The organism is Deefgea chitinilytica (assembly GCF_016881405.1).
GTDB classification, from domain to species: domain Bacteria; phylum Pseudomonadota; class Gammaproteobacteria; order Burkholderiales; family Chitinibacteraceae; genus Deefgea; species Deefgea chitinilytica.
Genome location: NZ_WOFE01000002.1, coordinates 171,686 through 193,038, shown reverse-complemented (window position 1 = coordinate 193,038; position 21,353 = coordinate 171,686). Strand labels below are relative to the sequence as shown.

Annotated in this window: 14 protein-coding genes and 1 tRNA gene; 10 read left to right on the top strand and 5 right to left on the bottom strand. The window is 44.9% G+C overall.

All coding sequences use genetic code 11. The annotated features are described in order from the left end of the window. The first annotated feature begins 284 nt into the window (after positions 1 to 284). The 4 genes from GM173_RS06560 to GM173_RS06545 all read left to right on the top strand — a co-directional run bounded on the left by GM173_RS06560 (position 285) and on the right by GM173_RS06545 (position 10,706). Positions 285 to 3,485 carry a PAS domain S-box protein gene (locus tag GM173_RS06560; protein WP_203570562.1) on the top strand — a complete coding sequence of 1,067 codons (3,201 nt, stop codon included), beginning with the start codon at positions 285 to 287 and terminating at the stop codon, positions 3,483 to 3,485. Positions 3,486 to 3,489: 4 nt separating this feature from the next. Next, entirely contained in the window at positions 3,490 to 4,842 is a 1,353-nt protein-coding gene (locus GM173_RS06555; protein WP_203570561.1) for an HD domain-containing phosphohydrolase, read from the top strand. Between the two features lie 95 nt (positions 4,843 to 4,937). Then, positions 4,938 to 6,056 (top strand): response regulator, encoded by a 1,119-nt coding sequence (locus tag GM173_RS06550; protein WP_203570560.1) that lies wholly within the window; start codon positions 4,938 to 4,940, stop codon positions 6,054 to 6,056. Positions 6,057 to 6,119: 63 nt separating this feature from the next. Then, on the top strand, positions 6,120 to 10,706 hold the full coding sequence (locus tag GM173_RS06545; protein ID WP_203570559.1) for a PAS domain-containing hybrid sensor histidine kinase/response regulator: 4,587 nt from the start codon (positions 6,120 to 6,122) through the stop codon (positions 10,704 to 10,706). A 77-nt stretch (positions 10,707 to 10,783) separates the two neighbouring features. Here the strand turns inward: GM173_RS06545 and GM173_RS06540 are convergent, their stop codons facing one another. The 4 genes from GM173_RS06540 to GM173_RS06525 form a co-directional block, all read right to left on the bottom strand. After that, on the bottom strand, positions 10,784 to 11,179 hold the full coding sequence (locus tag GM173_RS06540) for a carbohydrate-binding protein (RefSeq protein WP_203570558.1): 396 nt from the start codon (positions 11,177 to 11,179) through the stop codon (positions 10,784 to 10,786). A gap of 363 nt (positions 11,180 to 11,542) precedes the next feature. Next, entirely contained in the window at positions 11,543 to 12,133 is a 591-nt protein-coding gene (locus GM173_RS06535) for an acetate uptake transporter (protein WP_203570557.1), read from the bottom strand. Between the two features lie 101 nt (positions 12,134 to 12,234). After that, positions 12,235 to 13,107, bottom strand: a complete 873-nt coding sequence (gene rarD, locus GM173_RS06530; protein ID WP_203570556.1) for an EamA family transporter RarD — start codon at positions 13,105 to 13,107, stop codon at positions 12,235 to 12,237. 63 nt (positions 13,108 to 13,170) lie between these two features. Then, a complete protein-coding gene (locus GM173_RS06525) occupies positions 13,171 to 13,641 on the bottom strand; it encodes an SRPBCC family protein (protein ID WP_203570555.1) in 471 nt (156 codons plus the stop codon). A gap of 132 nt (positions 13,642 to 13,773) precedes the next feature. Between GM173_RS06525 and GM173_RS06520 the strand changes: the two genes are divergently transcribed. Both GM173_RS06520 and GM173_RS06515 read left to right on the top strand, forming a co-directional pair. Beyond that, positions 13,774 to 13,850, top strand: a tRNA-Arg gene (locus GM173_RS06520). A 181-nt stretch (positions 13,851 to 14,031) separates the two neighbouring features. Further along, the gene (locus GM173_RS06515) at positions 14,032 to 16,434 is read left to right on the top strand and encodes an EAL domain-containing protein (RefSeq protein WP_203570554.1); all 2,403 of its coding nucleotides are present in this window, start codon (positions 14,032 to 14,034) and stop codon (positions 16,432 to 16,434) included. 82 nt (positions 16,435 to 16,516) lie between these two features. On the opposite strand, the gene GM173_RS06510 is transcribed toward GM173_RS06515, so the two are convergent. Then, on the bottom strand, positions 16,517 to 17,398 hold the full coding sequence (locus tag GM173_RS06510) for a type 2 periplasmic-binding domain-containing protein (RefSeq protein ID WP_203570553.1): 882 nt from the start codon (positions 17,396 to 17,398) through the stop codon (positions 16,517 to 16,519). Positions 17,399 to 17,724: 326 nt separating this feature from the next. On the opposite strand from GM173_RS06510, the gene GM173_RS06505 reads away from it, so the two are divergent. The 4 genes from GM173_RS06505 (at position 17,725) to GM173_RS06490 (ending at position 21,344) form a co-directional block, all read left to right on the top strand. After that, complete coding sequence (locus GM173_RS06505) at positions 17,725 to 18,327, top strand: peroxiredoxin (protein ID WP_203570552.1); 603 nt, start codon at positions 17,725 to 17,727, stop codon at positions 18,325 to 18,327. A 102-nt stretch (positions 18,328 to 18,429) separates the two neighbouring features. After that, positions 18,430 to 19,581, top strand: coding sequence for a cell division protein ZapE (gene zapE, locus GM173_RS06500; protein WP_203570551.1), 1,152 nt, complete (start codon positions 18,430 to 18,432; stop codon positions 19,579 to 19,581). 103 nt (positions 19,582 to 19,684) lie between these two features. After that, a complete protein-coding gene (locus GM173_RS06495; RefSeq protein ID WP_203570550.1) occupies positions 19,685 to 20,140 on the top strand; it encodes a GNAT family N-acetyltransferase in 456 nt (151 codons plus the stop codon). A gap of 238 nt (positions 20,141 to 20,378) precedes the next feature. After that, entirely contained in the window at positions 20,379 to 21,344 is a 966-nt protein-coding gene (locus GM173_RS06490; protein ID WP_203570549.1) for an NAD(P)H-quinone oxidoreductase, read from the top strand. Positions 21,345 to 21,353: the final 9 nt, after the last annotated feature.

The window sequence follows — 21,353 nt, the reverse complement described above, 5'->3', positions numbered from 1 at the left end:
CATTCTCTGCTTGGTATTTTAAATTATTACTTATTGATAAAGCCTCTCTTGGGTAAATTGGTTGTCTTGTTGTTCAGAATAGGGGAAGGTTTCTAAAGCGTTAGATGTTGCTTTGTTGCTCAGTTCAGAAACAAGTAAATGTTACTAACAAGCGATTTAAGTTCTATCATCTATACTGATGACGAAATACTTAATAATTCGTAATTAAGTTCAAAAGCCAGATTGCAGGAGTAATACTGGATTATTAGTAAATCTAATGTTTATCTTGAATTGAGTCGATTAAAATGAGTATTGAGCAAAGTTTGGATAATAATCAAGGATTTGCACAAGCGATAAATTCGCTCGAGGCGAATGTTTTACGATTAACATTTCTCAATGCGGCTTTGAGCCAGAGTAACCGAGCTATTATTCGTTCGACTAGGCCCGAAGAGTTATTTTTGAAAATAGCACGTGCTGTTGTTCATTTTGGCGGCATGCATTCCTCGTGGATAGGATTAGTTTCAGATGACGGGCAAAGCTTAAATGTTGCAGCATCGTATGGGGAAGCAAGAGATACCTTTGAAAATGTGTCTCTAAATCACAGTTGTTATGAAACAGAATTAATTAATCCTTCAATTCACGCATTTATTGAGAAATATCCAATTTGGAGTCATGAATTACTAACAGATCCGCGAGCTAGTGCTATTCGCTCATTAGCTGAGCGTTTAGGTTGGTGCTCTATGGCAGCGCTTCCATTTAGGAAAAATGGTCGCACAGTCGGTGTATTAACAATTTATTCGACAGAGAAGAATGCGTTTGATGACGATATACGTGAATTATTGATGGCAATGGTCGAAGATATTGGCTATGCGCTAGATAATTTTGAGTCGCGTCGCGCTCGACAAGCCGCTGAAAATGAAACTCGGATAGCGAAAGAGCGCTATCAATTATTATTTGAGCATAATCCGCTACCAATGATTGTACATGATCTTGAATCGCAAGTAGTCTTGGATGCCAATGCATCAGCACTTAATCTATACGAATATACACTTGATGAGATTCGCCAGAAGACAGTAAAAGATTTGGCTGTGCCTAATTCGCCAGTCATTGAAGTCAAGCATTTATCTAGCTCATCGAATTTGGCAATTCAGTCTGGACCATGGCGGCACATAAAGAAAAGTAACGAAGAGATTCAAGTTAATTTAAACAGTCGGCTTATTTTATTTTCTGAACGAAATGCAGGTCTACTACTGATTCATGATGTAACAGAACAATTAAAAAATGAGCAGCAGCTGAGAATATTATCGCAGGCTGTAGAGCAAAGCTCTGAAAGTATTGTGATTACCGATGTGAATGGTTCGATTAATTATGTCAATAAGGCATTTGAGATTAATTCGGGTTACTGTTACGCGGAAGTCCTTGGTCAAAATCCAAGAGTTTTGAATGCGGGGAAAACCGATGCAGCGACTTTCACTGAACTATGGTCAACGCTATCTCAAGGGCGTACATGGAAGGGGGAATTTTATAATACTAAGAAAGACGGTACGCTTTATATTGAATCTGCTTCGATTACACCTATTTTTCAAGATGATGGAATCGTTAGCCATTATGTTGCGGTTAAAGAAGATATTACCGAAAAGAAGATGCAAGCAGAGGAGTTAGCAAAATATCGCGATCATTTGTATGAATTAGTTGAGCAGCGGACTTCTGAATTAAGAATTGCACAGCAAAGTGCAGAAGCAGCCAATAAAGCAAAGAGTGCGTTTTTAGCAACAATGAGCCACGAGATTAGGACGCCATTAAATGCAATTATTGGTTTGGCTCATGTATTGCGTGCTAAGCAGCCCAATCAAGAGCAAGATGGGTTTTTACAGAAGATTGAATTATCTGGCAAGCACTTATTGTTTATTATTAATGATATTCTTGATTTTTCAAAGATAGAGGCCGATCGGCTTATTCTTGATAAAACGAATTTTTCGCTGGAATCTACAATTAACAATTTAATTTGCATGTTAGATGAAACAGCTAGGAGAAAAGGACTGAAGTTAATTGTTGAGTTAGAGAGTGTATCTGATTGGCTTAGTGGTGATCCTGCACGACTACATCAAGTGCTACTTAATTTTATGAGTAATGCAATTAAATTTACAGCGCAAGGCGAGGTAAAGCTTCGAATTTCAGAGGCGCAGCATGATGCAGAAATAGTGACCTTGCTGTTTGAAATAATCGACACCGGAATTGGAATTTCACCAGAAAATATCGAAAAACTCTTTAATCCATTTGAGCAAGTAGATAGTTCAATTACCCGCCGTTATGGGGGAACAGGTTTAGGTTTGATTATTTCGCGTCGTTTAGTTCTGATGATGGGAGGGGAAACTGGCGTCGATAGTGAATTGGGTAAAGGGAGTCGTTTTTGGTTTACAGCTAAATTTTCCTTCTCCAAAGTCCAGCCAGCTGTGGAGGAAAAGGGTCTTACATTAATCAATAAAATCTGGAAAGATATAAAGATATTGTTGGCAGAAGATAATGAGATTAATTCTGAAGTTGCTACACAAATGCTACAAGATTTAGGTTTGCAAGTTGATATTGCAAGGACAGGGCTGGAGGCAATCAAAATGATGGCTGCGTATCCTTACCCTCTTGTTTTAATGGACATGCAAATGCCTGAAATGGATGGTTTGCAAGCCACACGTAGTTTGCGAAAAAATCCAGCTTGGAAAGATGTACCGATTATCGCTATGACGGCGAATGCATTTAAAGAAGATCGCCAAGCTTGTATTGATTCAGGAATGAATGATTTTATTACTAAACCGGTGGATCCTAATCTTTTGCTGCAGGTCTTAACTCGCTGGTTGCCTGAGCCTAGCACAGCACCTGAATTGTTCAACAAGCCAGAATCCTCCTCATTACTTGAATCGCTACCTGAGTGTTTGCAACACAATTCAGATATCGATGTTCGGCGTTCACTCAGTGCCCTTCATGGCGATGTCGATACTTATTTGCGCTTACTTCGGCGGTTCATTCAAAGCCATCGCAATGAAGGCCAGCACATAGCCCATGATTTGCAAACCGGAAAAATAGAGAGTGCCATACGTCGTGCACACACTATGAAAGGCGCTTCAGCTACGCTTGGATTACTTAAGTTACACTCCTGCGCCGCAGAGCTTGAACAAGCGCTTCAGCAAAATGGTAGTGGTATTGCGGTTTTGATTAAAAAAATGGCTGAGCATCTCTTAGCTTTATCAAAACTGCCTTTGGAGTTGAAAGTCACTCAATTGGCGATAGCAAAAATCCCGTCCGCACAAATGCAAGAAATCCTCATCCAGCTTAGTGATTTGCTGGCGTGTGATGACACGGCTTCGGATGACCTGTTTCAAGCCTATCAGGTGCAGCTCAAATTATATTTTGCAGAGCAAGCTGAGCAATTAAAACAAAGCATTGAGAGCTTTGATTTTCCCAAAGCGGTGGCGCAAGTCAATCAATTGCGCAAACAATTAGAGGGAGATTGAACCAATGAACGCCGCGATAAAACAAACTGAAAGTAGTTTAAATCGATCATCGGATCTGCCGACTATTCTCGTTGTCGATGATGAGCCCACGAATATCAGCGTGCTCGCTGCGATCTTAAAACCGCAATATCGGGTCCGCGCTGCTCGCTCTGGCCCAGAAGCGCTTCGTGCAATTTCGTCTATGCCAACGCCTGATTTAGTACTACTTGATATTATGATGCCTGATATGGATGGTTACGCAGTTCTGCAGGCATTGCGTCAACAAAACATTAGCAAAACCATTCCCGTGATCTTTGTCACCGCGATGAATAGCTTGGAGAATGAAGCCGAAGGCTTAGAGCATGGCGCAGTGGATTACATTACTAAGCCAGTGACTGCTCCGATTTTGCTGGCCCGAGTCAGCACCCAGCTTGAGTTAAAAGCCATGCGAGACCATCTCGCACAAGCCAACAATCTTCTTGAACTCCAAGTGGCACAGCGTACGCAAGCACTTCGCCAAGCATTGGAGCAAAACGAAACTGCTCATGCCGCACTTAAGAAGACCTATTTCAGCACTTTGCTCGCTATTAATTCAATGGCGGAACTGCGTGGCGGTGGCATCGGTGAGCATTCAAGGCGTGTGGCCGATTTAGCGCGACAAGTCGCTCGAAAAATGGATCTTAGTGATGATGAAGTTCAAGATGTTTTTATTGCGGCTTTGCTACATGACATCGGTAAAGTGAGCTTCCCCGATTCATTATTCAATAAATCACTGAATACTTTAAATAGCAGTGAATTAAGCATTTATCGACGTCATAGCGTGCAAGGCGCAAATATTGTGCGCCAAATTAAATCGCTCAACCACATTGCCGAGATGATTCAAGATCATCATGAGTACTTCGATGGCACAGGATTTCCTGCGGGTAAAAGTGGACTCAATATCCCGCTTGGCGCGCGAATAATTGCCGCTGTGAGCGACTACGATGATTTTCGTACTGGCGCACTTACTACGCGCCCGATGAATGCTCGGGATTGCCATGGCTATTTTTTAGAAAACCGCGGTCGCCGCTATGATCCTTGTGTGATTGACTGTCTAGAACCCTATATCGCGCAGGATAGTGCTACTGAAATTGATGAAGTGCGAATTTCAGCTAAGTACCTACAAGAAGGCATGTTGCTATCCAAAGACGTCATGCATCCTGATGGATTTTTATTGCTATCGAAAAGTACACTTTTGAATCGCACCTTGATTGATCAGTTGGTTTTAGTTGAAAAACAAGCAGCGACGACATTAAGCATTTACGTGATCAAAGAAAGACCAACTCGCACTAGCCATAAAGGAAATGAATCTACATCGACAGCGGTAAAGCGTGGATGAGACAGTGGGAATAAGCCAGAATTAAAAGTCAGAATGAGCTAAGGTAGTAGCAAATATTTGCATAATTGTGAATTTTCAAGCCAATCGGAGTGGTGATGGCAAGCTCAACAGAGGATGTCATCCTGATCGTGGATGATGCACCACAAAATCTAACAGTTTTGGGCAATTTGTTGCAGCCTGAATTTCGTGTTCGGGCGGCCAATAGTGGCGCGCGCGCATTAAAAGCAGTCCTCACTGAGCCTCGCCCCAGCTTGATTATGTTAGATATCATGATGCCTGATATGGATGGCTATGCAGTCATTGCCGCACTCAAAGCCAATCCGGAAACTCAGTCTATTCCGGTCATGTTTATTACCGCAATGAGCGATAGCCATGATGAAGAACATGGTCTGATGCTCGGCGCAGTCGATTATATTACTAAACCATTCCGTCCTGCTATTGTATTGGCCAGAGTGAAGGCTCAACTCGAATTAAAGCATTCGCGTGATAAACTTAAGCAGCAAAACGACTGGCTTGAACAAGAAGTCGCTCGACGAATGAGTGAAAATATCTTGATTCAAGAACTCAATATACGTGCTTTAGCGTGTTTAGCTGAAGCAAGAGACAATGAAACCGGCCGGCACATTATTCGTACTCAATCCTATGTGGCCATATTGGGTGAATATCTGATTCAGCAAGCCAATCACGCACCTGAGCTGACGCCTGAAAAATTACAGCAAATTATCAAAGCGGCACCCTTGCATGACATTGGCAAAGTGGGCATTGCCGACGTGATTTTGCTCAAGCCTGGCCGCCTCACTTCCGCCGAATTTGAAATCATGAAAACCCATACCACAATTGGGTCTGAAGCTATCAATAAAGCGATTTCGCAAGCGGTGGCCGCTAATCCGCAATTGAATACTAGCCATTCAGCGGTTTCATTTTTGCAAATTGCCGAAGAAATCGCCCGTTGTCATCACGAAAAATGGGATGGTTCTGGCTACCCAATGCAACTTTCGGGCGAGTCGATCCCGATTGGTGCGCGGTTGATGGCATTAGCTGATGTATATGATGCGCTGGTTAGCCGCCGTGTTTACAAAGTGGCATGGAGTTTTAGTGACGCCAATCACTGGATTGAACTTGGTAAAGGTAAGCACTTTGATCCACAGATTGTGGATGCTTTTGTCGCGTGCAGTGCCGAGTGCGAAGCGATTGCACGACTTCATGCGGATTAAGGGTATACCCAGTACATCTATTTAATTGCAGCTATTAAGACAAAAGGGCTACAGATCAATACCATGACAGAGCCAAATAAAAGCGCTTGGAATTATTTATCACTTCTGTTCTTGCCCGTACTCTTCATTACGCTGTTTGGTGGCGTGCTGATGCTTTATACCTTGAATCAACTTGAACAATTTCAAGCTCACAATCTCCAGCGCCATTTAGGAAAAATTGAAGTCCTGCATAAAGTACAGCAACTCGAGCCCAAATTACTCCAACTACAGCAAGCGCTCAACGAAACGGTTGCCATTAATCAAACCGTCACACTCACGCAGGCAGGTCGACATGCACAATTGCCTTATTTTCTAAAGCAAATCAAAGATCTACAAACTCAATTAGATCAGTTCGATCACCTTGACCCTCTGCATGCCCAAAAAGCTAAAACACATCTGTTGCAATACCAAGAGCAACTTACCCTCGTTCTTAGCTCAAATGAAAACCAAGTCGAACAAGTCACTATTTTAAATGCGGCGAATCACTTACTTGGACTACTTGAACACATTCAAGAGCTTGAAAACGGTCTCAGTGTTAGTGTTTTAGAAGAGTCAAAGTTGGAAAGTAGCCAGTTAAATCAACTGGTTTGGCGAGCAATCATTTCTGGTGGTGCTCTAATGGCGCTGATTTGCTTGCTATGGTTATTTTTTAGCCAATGGATCGGTCGTCGAGTCGCTTATATGACGTCGGCTTTGATCGCCATCAGTTCGGAGAACGACACTTCGGATCACTTGCGCCTAGTAAAGAAAATAGCCAATGACCGTCATAGCGCATTGCGCGAAATGGCCCAAGCTATTTTGGCATTTCATGATTCAATCCAGTCGCGCCACAGTATCGAAAATACCCTTAAAGAAAGACTCAAAGAGCAACACTGCTTATATGATGTGGTTAGCTTATGCGATCAACCGGATTTTGTAGAGCACGAACTCATTGATGCGATTTGCCAGCGTTTGCCGGCTGCGTTTCAGTACCCCGAGCTATTACAGGTTCATCTTGGGTTGCCTGAATTTTTACCCGATGGGCCGCAGCGCAGCGTGCAATTTACTAATTCTTCCGGTGAAAAAACTGATTTATGCGTATTTTATTCCCAACCTTTGGTATCAGGGGGTTGGCCGGAATTCCTAGTTGAAGAGCTGGCTTTACTTGAAAGTATCGCCACGCACCTGACCCAAGCATTTGAACGTAAGCGCAATACGGCTGTACTCGAAAAACAAATGAGCTTATTGGATATGTTATTTGATCAATCGCCGATGGCGATTGAGCTTGTGGATACTGAAACGCTCGATTTTTATGCATGTAACCAGCAAAGCTGCGATTTGCTGGGATATTCTCGTGCCGAAAAAATGCAAATGAATGTGGCAGATGTCCTTGCTGGTTTTGTTGGTGACGCGCTGCAAGCCAAAGCCACGCAGATTTTGCAAGCGGGGTTTGATTCGTTCGAGGCACAATATCGTCATCGTGATGGTCATTTACTCGATATAAATATCACGGTGCAGGTCGTTAGATTAAATGCAAAATCTTATTTTCTTGGTGTGTGGCGAGATATTGCTGCAGAAAAGAAAGCGCTCAATGAAATCACAAAGTTGTCTCTCGTTGTGGAGCAAAGCCCAAATTCAGTTGTTATCACGGATCTTGCGGGGGATATTGTCTATGTTAATCCAGCATTTAGTCTGTGTACTGGTTATGAACAAGCCGATGTTATCGGGAAAAACCCACGCTTTTTAAAATCAAATAAAACCCCAAAATCGACTCATATAGAGTTGTGGTCAACGATCAGTCGAGGCGAAGTATGGAAGGGTGAATTTATCAATAACACCCGAAATGGCGATGAAATCATCGAGTCAGCCATCATTATTCCGCTGCGCATGCATGACGGCACAATCACACATTATGTTGCGATCAAGGAAGATATAACGCTGCGGACTCAGTTATTACTGGCGCAACAAGAGAGCGAACGGCGATTAAGATTGCTGATTGATACGCTACCTGATTTGGTTTGGCTTAAAGACACAAACGGTGTTTATCAATTTTGCAATCCAATGTTTGAGCGGTTTGTTGGCGCTAAAGAAGCCGACGTGATTGGCAAAACTGATTACGACTTTGTTGATAAGGCCTTAGCTGATTTTTTCCGCGCACATGATCAAAAAGCGATGTTGAGTAAGCAATCTCTTCTCAATGAAGAGGAGGTGACTTTTGCTTCGGATGGTTCACGGGTTTTTTTGGAGACCATTAAAACAAAGATGCTTGATTTTCAAGGTCAAGTTATTGGCGTTTTGGGGATTGCACGGGATATTACACAGCGTAAGCGGATTGAATTAGAGTTGATCGAGCACCGAGAGCATCTTGAAGATATGGTGATAGAACGCACTAAAGAGCTCGACATTGCCAAATTGGCCGCAGAACGCGCTAATCAAAGTAAGAGTGAATTTCTTGCCAATATGAGCCACGAAATTCGTACTCCAATGAATGCGATTATGGGTTTAACTCATTTAGTTAAACGTAAAATTGAAGATCCTAGATTACTGAGTCAGTTAAGTAAAATTGAGCGCTCTGCGGAACATCTGCTAAACATTATCAATGACATCCTAGATTTATCGAAAATCGAGGCGGGTAGGCTGCAATTAGAATGTGTTGATTTTTCGCTAGAGAAAGTGATCTCGGATGCGGTTCATCTCGTGCGGGATAAGGCCGAACGACAAGGGTTAGAGTTGATTGTCGACATCAACCATACGCCTTCAATGCTGCATGGTGATGACTTGCGTTTGGGGCAAATTTTATTAAATTTACTCAGCAATGCGGTCAAGTTCACTAGTCAAGGACAAATCACCCTGCGGGTCAGATCGACTTCAAGTAGTTCAGATAAAATTCATCTTCGCTTTGAGGTGAGTGATTCGGGTATTGGCATTACGCCAGAGCAGCAATCTCGGCTGTTTCAAAATTTTGAGCAAGCTGATACCAGCACCACCCGACGGTATGGGGGCACGGGTTTGGGATTGGCGATTTCACGTCATTTGGTGGATATGATGTCAGGCCACATTGGCGTTAACAGTCAAGTCGAACAGGGATCAACTTTCTGGTTTGAGGTCGATTTGATGCCCGCCCAAACACAAACCCCCATTTCAAGCTTGCCTCACTCGTTCAATTTGCATGCTCTCGTCGTCGATGATTTAGACGAGGCTCGCGAAGTCATCGGCGAAATGTTGGGCTCACTCGGTTTGCGTGTTGAGCTTAGCGACAGCGCTGGTCATGCTTTGCAAGCGATTGCAAATGCTGAGCAAAATGAAGATCCCTTTGGTTTATTGATTGTCGATTGGAAAATGCCTGAACTGGATGGTCTAGAGTTTGGCTGTCGTTTAGCAAATCAAAAAAATGGTCCGTCAATTCCTCGTTTGCTGATTTCATCTAGTTCAGAGCAGCTGCCCGAGGAGGCGCTCGCAAGAGCTGGTTATTTTGCCATGTTACAAAAACCACTTACTGCATCGCTATTATTTGATGCGGTACAAAGCCATTTATTTCCACGTCTCTCAGCAATGACGCATCCGTCCTCGAACGATGAAACAGAACAGCAGTTACGGCAGCTCAGCGGTTTGCGCATCATGCTGGTTGAAGATAATGTGATTAATCAAGAGGTCGCTCAAGAGCTATTACAACAAGTCGGTTTTGTGGCAGAAGTCGCAAGTGATGGTTTACAAGCACTCACCTACGCTCAACAAATTCAATTTGATTTAATCTTAATGGATGTACAAATGCCGGTGATGGATGGTATTGAAGCGACGCGTCAAATTAGAAAACTAGCCAGTTATAGCAGCACCGCCATCCTCGCTATGACCGCGAATGCATTTAATGAAGATCGAGAAACGTGCTTGGCAGCAGGGATGAATGATCATATTGCCAAACCTGTTCGCCCTGATGAGTTCTACGCCAAATTGCTGCAATGGTTGCCTAAAAAAGCATCTGGCACTGTCAGGGAATTACAGGCAACCCACGTCGCCCCTTCTATTGAAGCCATTATGCAAAAAATCAGCACAATTGATGGACTCAGTACGTCTGAGGCTCTCACATACTGTAATGGCAACGCTGAATGTTACCTGCGTTTACTCAAAAAGTTTCAAGCTGATAACACGCCTGAGCAATTAAGCAAAGCAATCCAAGAGCAAGATTGGCTCGCTGCAAGTCGGCTTGCGCACACGCTAAAAAGTACTGCAGCGACACTGGGTATGGCTGGGTTTTCCAAGTTGGCAGCCGATTGTGAACGGGCTTTACGACACGATGAGATGACGGCGCTGCCTATCGCAATCCAAGATACGCTGGCGGATTTGTTGGCAGAACATCAGCGATTGACGTTTGCATTAGCGATTGCTCTTCAAGCAGAGCATGAAAACACTTCGGTTTCCGAGGGACAAATTTCAGATGAGCAAATCAAAACATTAATCAATCAATTGGATGCATTGCTTGCTACGGATGACATGGGGGCCTTTGTTGTGCTGCAAAACAATCTGAATACGTTCTCGCAGGCTTTCGGTGAGTCGGTCAAGGCATTACAGGCCAAAATTGAGGACTTTGAATATGAGCAAGCCCGCGAAATTTTGAAAAGCGCCATTTCATCATGACGGTTAAAATCCATTGCTTGAATGTGGGTATTTGATATCTAGCCTCGCAATGCCGTGAGGCTAGGCTGAATTACGAATTATCGTGGCAATTGAATATTGTCGAGTGCTTCCCAAAGCGATGGGGCCGCTTCTGGATTCCAGTTGGCGCCTGGCTCTGCTTTATGGGCTTGGCGAGCGCGGAAGCTGCGACCGCGGTAATCGACCATTTGGCCTTGGCGGTAGTGTTTGCCTTCTTGCCAGCTAAAGCTTGGGTTTTTGATTGTAAATGGCGTCCATAAAGACGCAGCTGCTGCCGGACTCCAATTTGCACCGCGTTCGGCTGTATGACTTTGCAGCGCTTTGTAAGTGCGCCCTTGGTAAGTCACAATCTCTCCTTGCCCGTAGTGGCGCCCCTCGCGCCAAGGGCTCGCTGCCCATGCCAATGAACTACTAATCAACACTAAAGATAAGATGAGCTTATTGAATGTGGACATACGTTTGCGCTTTAAGTGAAATAGCCGCAGTTTGCCATGCAGGTACTGAATCAACAATGAACTAATTAACGCCAGCAACTTACGTCGCGCCTGCCGAGGTGAAGTACTGGTTCTAAATTGAAAAATCGCAGCTTAGGCTCGCCGCATTGATGCAGCCGCTTTGGCAAGAGCCGATACATCAAAATCGGCTCAAGTTATGGAGTTGAAAATTTAAGCAGATGCGCGTAGCAAGTAAGTACACCGTGAGCCGACGCACCTGCGAGTCATACTGAGTTTGATTTAGGATGATGAGTGTGTATTGATAAGTGGGTATATTGATGTAGTATTTATTAAATAATGCCTTTATCAATATACCCATTGTTATTAATGGCTTTTCCCACCAAGGCTGAGCACCGTTTTGCCATAAGCTTCATTTAAAACCAGCGCCATTGCTGCATAAATCGCCGCGCTACCGCAGATCAAACCGACTAAGCCTGCAATCCATTTGATGCTCGCGATTTCGCTAAAGTCACCGATGGCGAGTAGCAGGAATAAGACGGTTAATGAGCCAAAAATAAACTGTGATACTTTGTCCATTTTCAACGTGCCAATAAATAAGAAGGCGGTAAAAATACCCCACATCAACAAGTACGCACCCATCGCGCCACTAGTGGCTGCTTCAGCCCAACCTAGTTTGGGTAGCACTAATAAGCCCACTAAAGACAGCCAAAAAAAGCCATACGAGGTGAATGCTGTGGTGCCAAAGGTATTGCCTTTTTTCCATTCCATGATGCCAGCAATCACTTGGGCGATACCACCATAAAAAATCCCCATCGCCAAAATCATGGCGCTATTGCCGAATAGTCCGAGGTTGTGCAAATTGAGTAGTACCGTGGTCATCCCAAAACCCATCAAGCCTAATGGCGCTGGATTAGCAGTGAGATCTTGTTCGGAATAGAGTGTGGGGGCCGTCATCTTGCGATTCCTATTATGTGTAAGTTAGAGCTGCTTTATACAGGGGCGCAATGATATAAGGTTTGTAACGCGTCAATAAATAGCCGTTTGAAAATTATTTTTTATGTTTTTTGAGTAAAAGCTCGCCAGCCGTCCGCGGCATAGATCGTCAGTGCTAACCAAATCAGGCCAAATCCGAGCAAGCGCTCAAGGCCAAAATGCTCATGAAAGACAAAAATTCCGATTAATAACTGCAATGTCGGGCCGGTGTATTGCAAGATACCGACCAGAGACAAGGGAATTTGCCGTGCGCCAGCGGCAAACAATAAGAGTGGAATTGCAGTGATCGGCCCGGTCAGTAAGACAAGAAGCTGCGTATCGATTGACGCCACTATAAAGTCGCTGCGATCTGTCCATATCAGCCAGAGTAATCCGCCGATAGCAAATGGAAATAGCACGATGGTTTCTAAGGAAAGACCTTCCAAGGCGCCTAATTGAGCGGTTTTGCGGAGCAAGCCATAAAAGCCAAAGGTGCAGGCCAAAATCAGCGCAATCCAAGGGAGATGCCCCGCTTGCCACGTTAACCAAGCGACGCCGAGGCACGCAATCGCAATCGCAAGCCATTGAACTTTATTTAGGCGTTCATGTAAGAGCACAACGCCAAGTAATACATTGATGAGAGGATTAATAAAGTATCCCAAACTGGCGTCGATGACACGGCCTGCATTCACCGCCCAGATATAGGTCAACCAATTGGCTGCCAGTAAGGTTGCACTCAGCGTAAACAGCCCAATGAGTTTGGGTTGGCTCAGTGTCGGGCGAAGCCACGCCCAGCGCTGCTTAATCAGTAAAACGATCGCCAAAAACAGCAATGACCATACAAAGCGATGCAGGACGATTTCGTATGCTGCAATCGTGTGTAAGGCTTTGAAGTAAAGCGGGAACAGCCCCCAAATCAAAAAAGCCAGTAGGGTATAAAGAATTCCAGTTTGCATCGAAAGCGCCAATCTAGGGAAGGGGGCAGTGTAATCGCTGAACCCCCAAGCAAGATAGCGCGATTATCCCAATTGACCGAGAGCGGCTAGTTCACGAATTTTCCGGATGGTGTCGATGTCGGTTTCGCGCCAAGCTGATTTAAGAAACTCTAAATAGTGTGCAGTTTCTGGGTCAGGCGAGTCAGGGTGTGGTGTGATGTAAGTAAAGCGAACAAACAATGCTGCTGGGCTAGGTTCTTCGATTGTCATGATCATTTGTCCACCACCATGATCTGCACTTGCGGACGTGTGGTAATGCACATGTGATTCATGCGTATATTCAATTTTGTCGTGAACCAGTAGTTTTCCCATGATAATTTGGCGCTCAATCCAATTGCTTCCCCGCTCAATAACCTTGGCATCATCAATGTGATCCATAAATTCCATTGGCGATTCTGCTCGATAGACTAAGCCTTGCCATAGTTGATTGCGAGTGAGGAGTTGGGCTAGGGGCTGTTTTAAATCGTTAATCTGGATGAGATGTTCAAATTGCATTTGCGGCTCGCTGGCGACATGAATAGACTGGATTATAGGCTGATTTGAGCCGCTTAGCTGCTTGACGCGTAGGGATAAGGGCTGTACTATCGTGCCTCTTCGCTGCGATCATTCCTTTGATTGCATGCTAGTGCGCCCGTAGCTCAGTTGGATAGAGTATCTGGCTACGAACCAGAGGGTCGGGCGTTCGAATCGCTCCGGGCGCACCACTTTCACCATATGCATCTAATCATTTCTTACTCGTCGCTTAGCAAACACTTCTTAACTGAAATGATAAATGATTGCTTTGGGTTCTAAAAACATCATTTCCTTATCTAGCTTACGAATTTTGGTTGTCTCCTAGTGCGTCAGCGTTTATGCTGAACTGCTTGTAATCAGGAACCCGCTTGCGTGATCTCCATTTTATTCCCCCGCCTGAGAAAATTATATTCAGCTAATCAGCTGGCATGGCGATTGGTATTTGCTGTTTTTGCGGTGGGTCTAGTCGTAACAGTCTCTTTGACGCTGGTGCTATTGCAATTTGAATACAATCGCGGTCTAGATAAAGTCAAAGCAGATTTACGCACGCTAGGCAGTAGTGCTGCTCCTCAGCTAGCCAGTAACCTATGGCTAGTCAATACCGAAGCGATTCATGGACAGCTTCATTCATTACGGCAAACTCGTGTCGTTGATTTTATTCAGTTGGTAGAAAATGATGGGCAAATTTATACCTCGGGTATAGATATTAAGAAACAAAGTAACACCATCACAGAAGTCTTCCCTATCGCTTATTTGCATCCTCTGACCAATAAAAAAGTCAATTTAGGCGAGTTAAGTTTGACCGTTTCACTGCGTGATTATAAAACGCAGCTTTTTGATCAATTCTTACGTCTGCTTTTGTTGCAAGGTCTGGGTATGTTTGTGGCAGCGCTATTTTTCCTGATCTTGTACCACAGGTTGATCGCACGGCATCTGAGCCACATTGCGGAATATACCGGCCGATTGAATTACAACTTGCTGGCAGCACCGCTTAAACTATCTCGTAATCAGCACGAAGATGAGTTGCAAACCTTGGTGAACGCATTTAATCAAATGCGGCTCAATTTACAACGCGGCGTAAAAGAGCGAGAGGAAGCACAACGGGCGCTGTACGTTGAGAAAGAACTAGCTGAAGTGACCCTGATTTCGATTACCGACGCTATCGTAACCACGACCCCTGATTTTAAAGTTAAATTGCTTAATCCGGCAGCAGAAAAATTATTGCGCTGGACTCAGTTTGAAGCACGTGATTTGTGTATTAGCGACATTCTATGCCAAGGTGGTGAGCTTAGTGCAGATGCATTTTTGGCTATGCTGCATCATGCTCGTGAACGAAATAAAGCGATCTCAAGACAAACGGTTGCAATAGTGAATCGCCGTGGTGAGCAATTTACCGTTGAATATGCAATTGCGCCGATTGGCGACCAAGATGGTCAAGTTGAAGGTATGGTTTTGGTCTTGCATGATGTCACCGAATCGCAAGCGCTGACCGAAAAGCTAGCTTATCAGGCTGAGCATGATTATTTGACTGGACTTACCAATCGGCGTGGGTTTGAGCGAGCCTTGGCAACTGCACATCAGTCGGCTCTTGAATCAAAGCAGAAATTTGTCTTGATGTTGCTCGATCTTGATCAATTTAAATTAGTGAATGATACCTGCGGTCATCTAGCCGGTGATGAGTTGCTACGACTGGTCACTAATTTATTACAAGGCTTAATTACGTCACCGGAGGGGCTGTTAGGCCGACTCGGTGGGGATGAATTTGGTATTTTAATTACAGGTGAGCAATTAGCTGAAGCTGAAGCATTAGCCGAACGCATTTTGCATGCTTTGGCGCAATTTAGGTTTGTATGGCAAGGTCGACCACATGGTGTCACCGTAAGTATTGGTTTAGCAACGATTGATGAATTCTGCGTCAGCGCTCAAGAGGCAATGAGTCAAGCGGATATTGCGTGTTTTGCAGCCAAAGATGGCGGTCGCAATCGTTTGAGCTGGTATCGTCGTGACGATGAAGGGTTACAAGAGCGGCATAATGAGTTGCAATTATTAGCAACTTTAAAAGAAGCTATTGAGCAAAATCGCTTTCAACTTTATTACCAAAAAATTGAGCCATTTGATCGTGATTTACACCAATTGCCGCATTTAGAAATTTTATTGCGGTTAATTGATGCAAGTGGACGAGTTATTACTCCTGGTGCATTTATTCCGGCCGCAGAACGTTACGATATGATGGCACAGATTGACTGCTGGGTGGTTGAACACAGTTTGAATTATCTGGCTGAGTGTAAAAACGAAGGTCGTGCATTGCCACAAATAGCAGTGAATTTATCGGGGAAATCGCTGAACAATAAAACACTGATTTTTATTTTGCAGCAATTAGATAAAACTGGGGTGTCTCCGACAAATGTGTGTTTTGAGATTACAGAAACAGCAGCTATTTCTAATTTGAAAGAATCTACGATGTTTATCGAAACGTTGCGTGCGCGCGGCTGCATGTTTTCTTTGGATGATTTTGGTAGTGGTTTTTCATCCTTCAACTATTTAAAAACTCTACCTGTTGATTATTTGAAAATTGATGGTAGTTTAGTTACTGATATTATTGAAGATAAAGTGAGCCGGCAAATGGTGATTGCGGTTAATGAAATCGCGCATAGTTTAGGTTGTAAAACGATAGCTGAATTCGTCGAGTCCGAAGATATTTTGCAGGTTTTACAAGAAATTGGTGTGGACTTTGCTCAAGGCTATCATTTTGGTAAACCTTCTCCCTTAAAGTAATTGACTCTTATCTTCTGTTAAAAAAATACCCCACATTGTTTGAATTTTGCAATGTGGGGTATTTTTTATATCTGTAAATTATTTAATTGAGGCGATTCCAGTTGCGAGTGGCATTATTAAAAAAGCCTGATTCTCGATATGCTTTTTCAATTGATCCTTGATCGCGTAATTTTCCTAGCCCAGTATTTAATGATTTAAAAACATCAGCCCCGATGGGGGACGCTTTACTCACAAAGAAATGTCGACTGCCTTGTAGGCCTACTTTGACATTTAAAATCGGGACTAATTTTTTGCCATTCACGTCCATCGATAAATCAGGCGTGGGTTGAAAAGGAGCCAGCAATACATCGGCGCGTTTTTTGGCAAGCATGCCCACCATAGAGTCCCAGCTTTGGGTTTTGAGTAAATTGGTGAATTTCAAGCTTTCAAGTGTAGCCACATCGGGTTTCCAGCTCTCAGCCACTACTGCTGTGAGTTGTTGAATTTGTGGCAGCGTTTTGGATAAACGGGCATCCGCATTATCTGCTGTGGTGTACAGCCCGGCTTCGAATTCCCCTTGGCGAATCACGGGCTCGCTGATATGCACTTTATCGGCAATCTGTTTTAAATCGATCAGCCAAGCGCTATTGCCGCCCATCGTGGCAGAGCCGGAAGTAATTTCCTTGATAAATCGATTGTATGAATCGCTGGTGTTGTCGACTTTGACAATTTTAATTGGATAATTATTGCCGCCCAATTTGAGCGCTTGCTGAACAAGTACCAGCTCAACAACATCACGACGCGAGTTAGGACCACCAAATTGGGTCAAACTGAGTGGATCACGACCATCAATAAATTTTTGATAATCATTGTAGACGTCTTGCTGTGTCAAAATAGTAATGGTTTTTTCTTGTGCAAAGCCTGCCGTGCTGAGCGTGATCAATGAGATTGCGAAGGTCAATTTTGCGATTTGTGGGAAGTGCATAGCCAGCCTTCATCGGTTTGTAGTCAGATTGTCTTATCATGGCAAGCTGTAAGGAAAATGGCAAGTATTCGATCTGCCTAGGTCTGTGGACGTTTGATTTACGATCACATACGGTCAAGTTTTATGGTGACTATGCGAGGTTTTTACGCTTTGCTGTGAGTTAACCAATTACGCAAACGTATTGATCACATTGAACTTGAGCAGTCCTTTGGGTCTTTGAAATAGAATTTAGCTATGAACTGGATGAATTCTCTTGATTTGACACTGATCGCCCCGATGTTTTATGGTGCACCTACCTTTTAAACCTACTCTCGTTTGGAGCAAACATGTCTGTACTCGTTGCTAAGCAAGCCCCTGATTTTACTGCCGCAGCTGTTCTTGGTACTGGTGAGATCGTTGATAGCTACAATTTGAAAGCGGCTACCGCTGGAAAATACACTGTACTGTTCTTTTATCCGCTTGATTTCACATTCGTTTGCCCATCTGAATTGATCGCTTTTGATCATCGTTTGGAAGAATTCAAAAAACGCAATGTTGAAGTGATCGGTGTATCCATCGACAGCCAGTTCACTCATGCGGCATGGCGTAATACCCCAATTGAAAAAGGTGGCATTGGCCAAGTGGGTTACACCCTTGTTGCTGACATCAAGCACGAAATTTGCAAAGCCTACGATGTACAATTGGATGACGGCGTGGCATTGCGCGGTTCATTCTTGATCGACAAACAAGGCGTGGTACAACATCAAGTGGTGAATAACTTGCCATTGGGTCGTGACATCGACGAAATGTTGCGTGTGGTTGACGCTTTGCAATTTACCGAAGAACACGGTGAAGTTTGCCCAGCTGGTTGGAACAAAGGCAAAAAAGGCATGACCGCTTCTGCGGATGGCGTTGCTAGCTACTTGGCTGACAATGCAGCTACGCTGTAATTGATCGCGCGATTGCAAGTAATCCAAAGCCCTGCGTACTTCGCAGGGCTTTTTTGCATTTAAAGCCTTTATAATCGGCTTATGTCTTTAAAGAGTTAACCCATGTCTCAACACGTCATCGCCCCGCCGCAAGCAGGCATCAGCCCACAAACTTGGTATCAATCCTTGGCGAGCCAAGAAGGCTTTATCCGCGATGAGTCGCAAGCCGCGGCCATCGCTCAGTTAGAAGACTTATGGCAACAATTGGTCGTGTTCAAGCAAAAGCGCAATCGTTTGTTTGGTAAATCATTGTTGCCGATGCCCGATTTACCGCGCGGCCTGTATTTTTGGGGCGGAGTAGGGCGTGGCAAAAGTTTTTTGATGGATGCGTTTTACGCGGGCTTGCCGTTCAAACGCAAAAAACGGCTGCATTTTCACCACTTTATGCAGCAAATTCATAAAGACCTGCGTGCGCAGCAAGGGCAAAACGATCCGCTCGGTAAAGTCGCCGAGCAATGGGCGAAAGCGGTGCGTGTGCTGTGTTTTGATGAATTCCACGTTTCTGATATTGCTGACGCGATGATTCTAGGTCGCCTGATGGAGCAGCTCTTTGAGCGTGGTGTGGTGCTGGTGACGACCTCTAACTATCCGCCGGATGGCTTGTACCCAAATGGCCTGCATCGCGCAAGTTTCCTACCCACAATTGAGCTTTTGAAAGCTAAACTCGACGTGTTGAATGTCGATGGTGGGCAAGACTTTCGGCTGCGCACGCTGACCGCTGCGCGTACTTATTTGTACCCGAATAACGCCGAGAATGAGCAAGAACTGAGCGAGCTTTTTGCCAAAATGGCGACCGCGCACGATGAAAACACCAATATTGAAATCGAAGGCCGCAAACTGAAAGCACGGCGCTGCGCGGGGGGGGCGATCTGGTTTGATTTTGCCGTGCTGTGCGGCGATGGTCGCGGCCAAGCCGATTATTTAGCCTTGTCGCAGGAATATCACACGGTGTTTTTATCGGGCTTGCCCAAACTCAGCGCCGAACAGAGCAATCTAGCGCGCCGCTTTACCTGGCTGGTCGACGTGTTTTACGACAACCGCGTCAAACTCATCATCGCCGCCGACGTGCCGGTGGAAGAAGTTTATGTCGAAGGTCTGCAAGCCAGCGAATTTTTCCGCACAGCTAGTCGCTTGTCGGAAATGCAATCCAAAGAATACCTCGCGCTCGCGCATCAAACGCTGGAGCAGCAGACGGCTGGGGTGGTGGAGACTTAAGAGTATCAATTACTTCTAAGTTTATGTGGGTCGCCGCTTAAATGCCATTTAGGTACATAAATTGCTGGTTCAGTATCTCTTTTCAGAAAAGCAGGAGCTTTGAATGCGCATTATTGTCGATGATTTGAGCCACCCGAAAGTCGCCGCTTTATTGAGTGAACATCTTGCAGGCATGTATGCAAGCTCACCAGCCGAGTGTGTGTTTGCACTAGATTTGAATGCACTTAAAGCGACAGCAATTACTTTTTTAACTGCATGGGACGGTGAAGAGCTGCTCGGTTGTGGTGCATTCAAACAGCTTGATGCACAACATGCTGAAGTTAAATCGATGCGCACTTCGTCGCGCCATCTGCGCAAAGGTGTAGCGCAGGCGATTCTGGTAGAGATAATGCGCAGGGCAAGTGAGCGTGGGATTCGTCGTTTGAGCCTGGAGACGGGAACGACTCCAGATTTTGATCCTGCTCACCATCTGTATCGGTTGCACGGCTTTACGGAATGCGCGCCGTTTGCCGATTACCGTGAAAATGATTTCAGCCTGTTTATGAGTAAAGCGCTGTAATTCGTAAGTGGGTAGAACTGTAGGTACGATTAGCCGCATGCGTAATCGTACGAGCAAGGGCGGGATCGGAGGTGTCAATAATGACGATCTCAACAATTTCATGCGTGCGAATACGCTGCGCTATTCGCACCTACAGCGCTACATAGGATGTATTTGATTGTAGATATTGATTTTAAAAGCCTATAAAGCAATACCCTTGCTTTGTTTCGACTTTCACGCAACTCAATCCAAGGTCACCATGCTCGCCATTATTTCTCACAATCATCAACTCGCCATGACTGAGCAACCAATTCCGCAGCCCGCTGTAGGGCAAATTTTGCTCAAAGTCGCTGCGGCGGGTGTGAATCGCGCCGATTTGATGCAGGCGCAGGGCAAATATCCGCCGCCAGCAGGCGAGTCGGAGATTCTGGGTTTGGAAGTCGCAGGGACGATTTTGGCGTTGGGCGAGGGGGTTACCGGTTGGCAGGTCGGTGATGCGGTCTTGGCTTTGGTTGGCGGTGGAGCGTATGCCGAGTATTGCTTGGTAGACCAATCATTGTGTTGCCTACAGCCCGATACATTGTCGCATGCTGAAGCGGCGAGTTTGCCGGAAGTCTGGATGACGGCGTGGTTGAATTTAATCGACATCGGGCAATTGAAAGCGGGGCAGCGCGTGCTGATTCATGCTGGTGCCAGCGGCGTGGGTTCGGCGGCGATTCAACTCGCTAAGTCAGTCGGCGCTTGGGTCGCGGTCACGACCAGTAAACCAGAAAAACAAGCGTTCTGCCGTGAGTTGGGCGCGGATTTGGTGATTGACTATCGCACACAAGATTTTTCTACTGAAATCAAAGCCGCTGGCGGCGTGGATCTGATTTTGGATACCGTCGGCGGCAATTATCTGGCGGGTAATCAACGATGTCTGAGTAGCGATGGATTGATCATCGTGATCGGCTTGCTAGGCGGCATTGAGGCGCAGCTTAATCTTGGGCTGATGCTGGTCAAACGTCAGCGTATTCAAGGCTCGGCGCTGCGCAGTCAAGCTTTGGCGGTCAAGGCAAAACTCACGCAGGCATTGCGAAATGAAGTCATACCACGCATCGCCAGCGGTGAATTTAAAGTGACTTTGGATCGCACTTTTGCCATGGTCAATGCGCAAGCGGCGCATGATTATGTGGCGCAAAATCGAAATTGTGGCAAAGTGGTGCTGCTGAATTTGGCAAATTAGCAAGGAGGC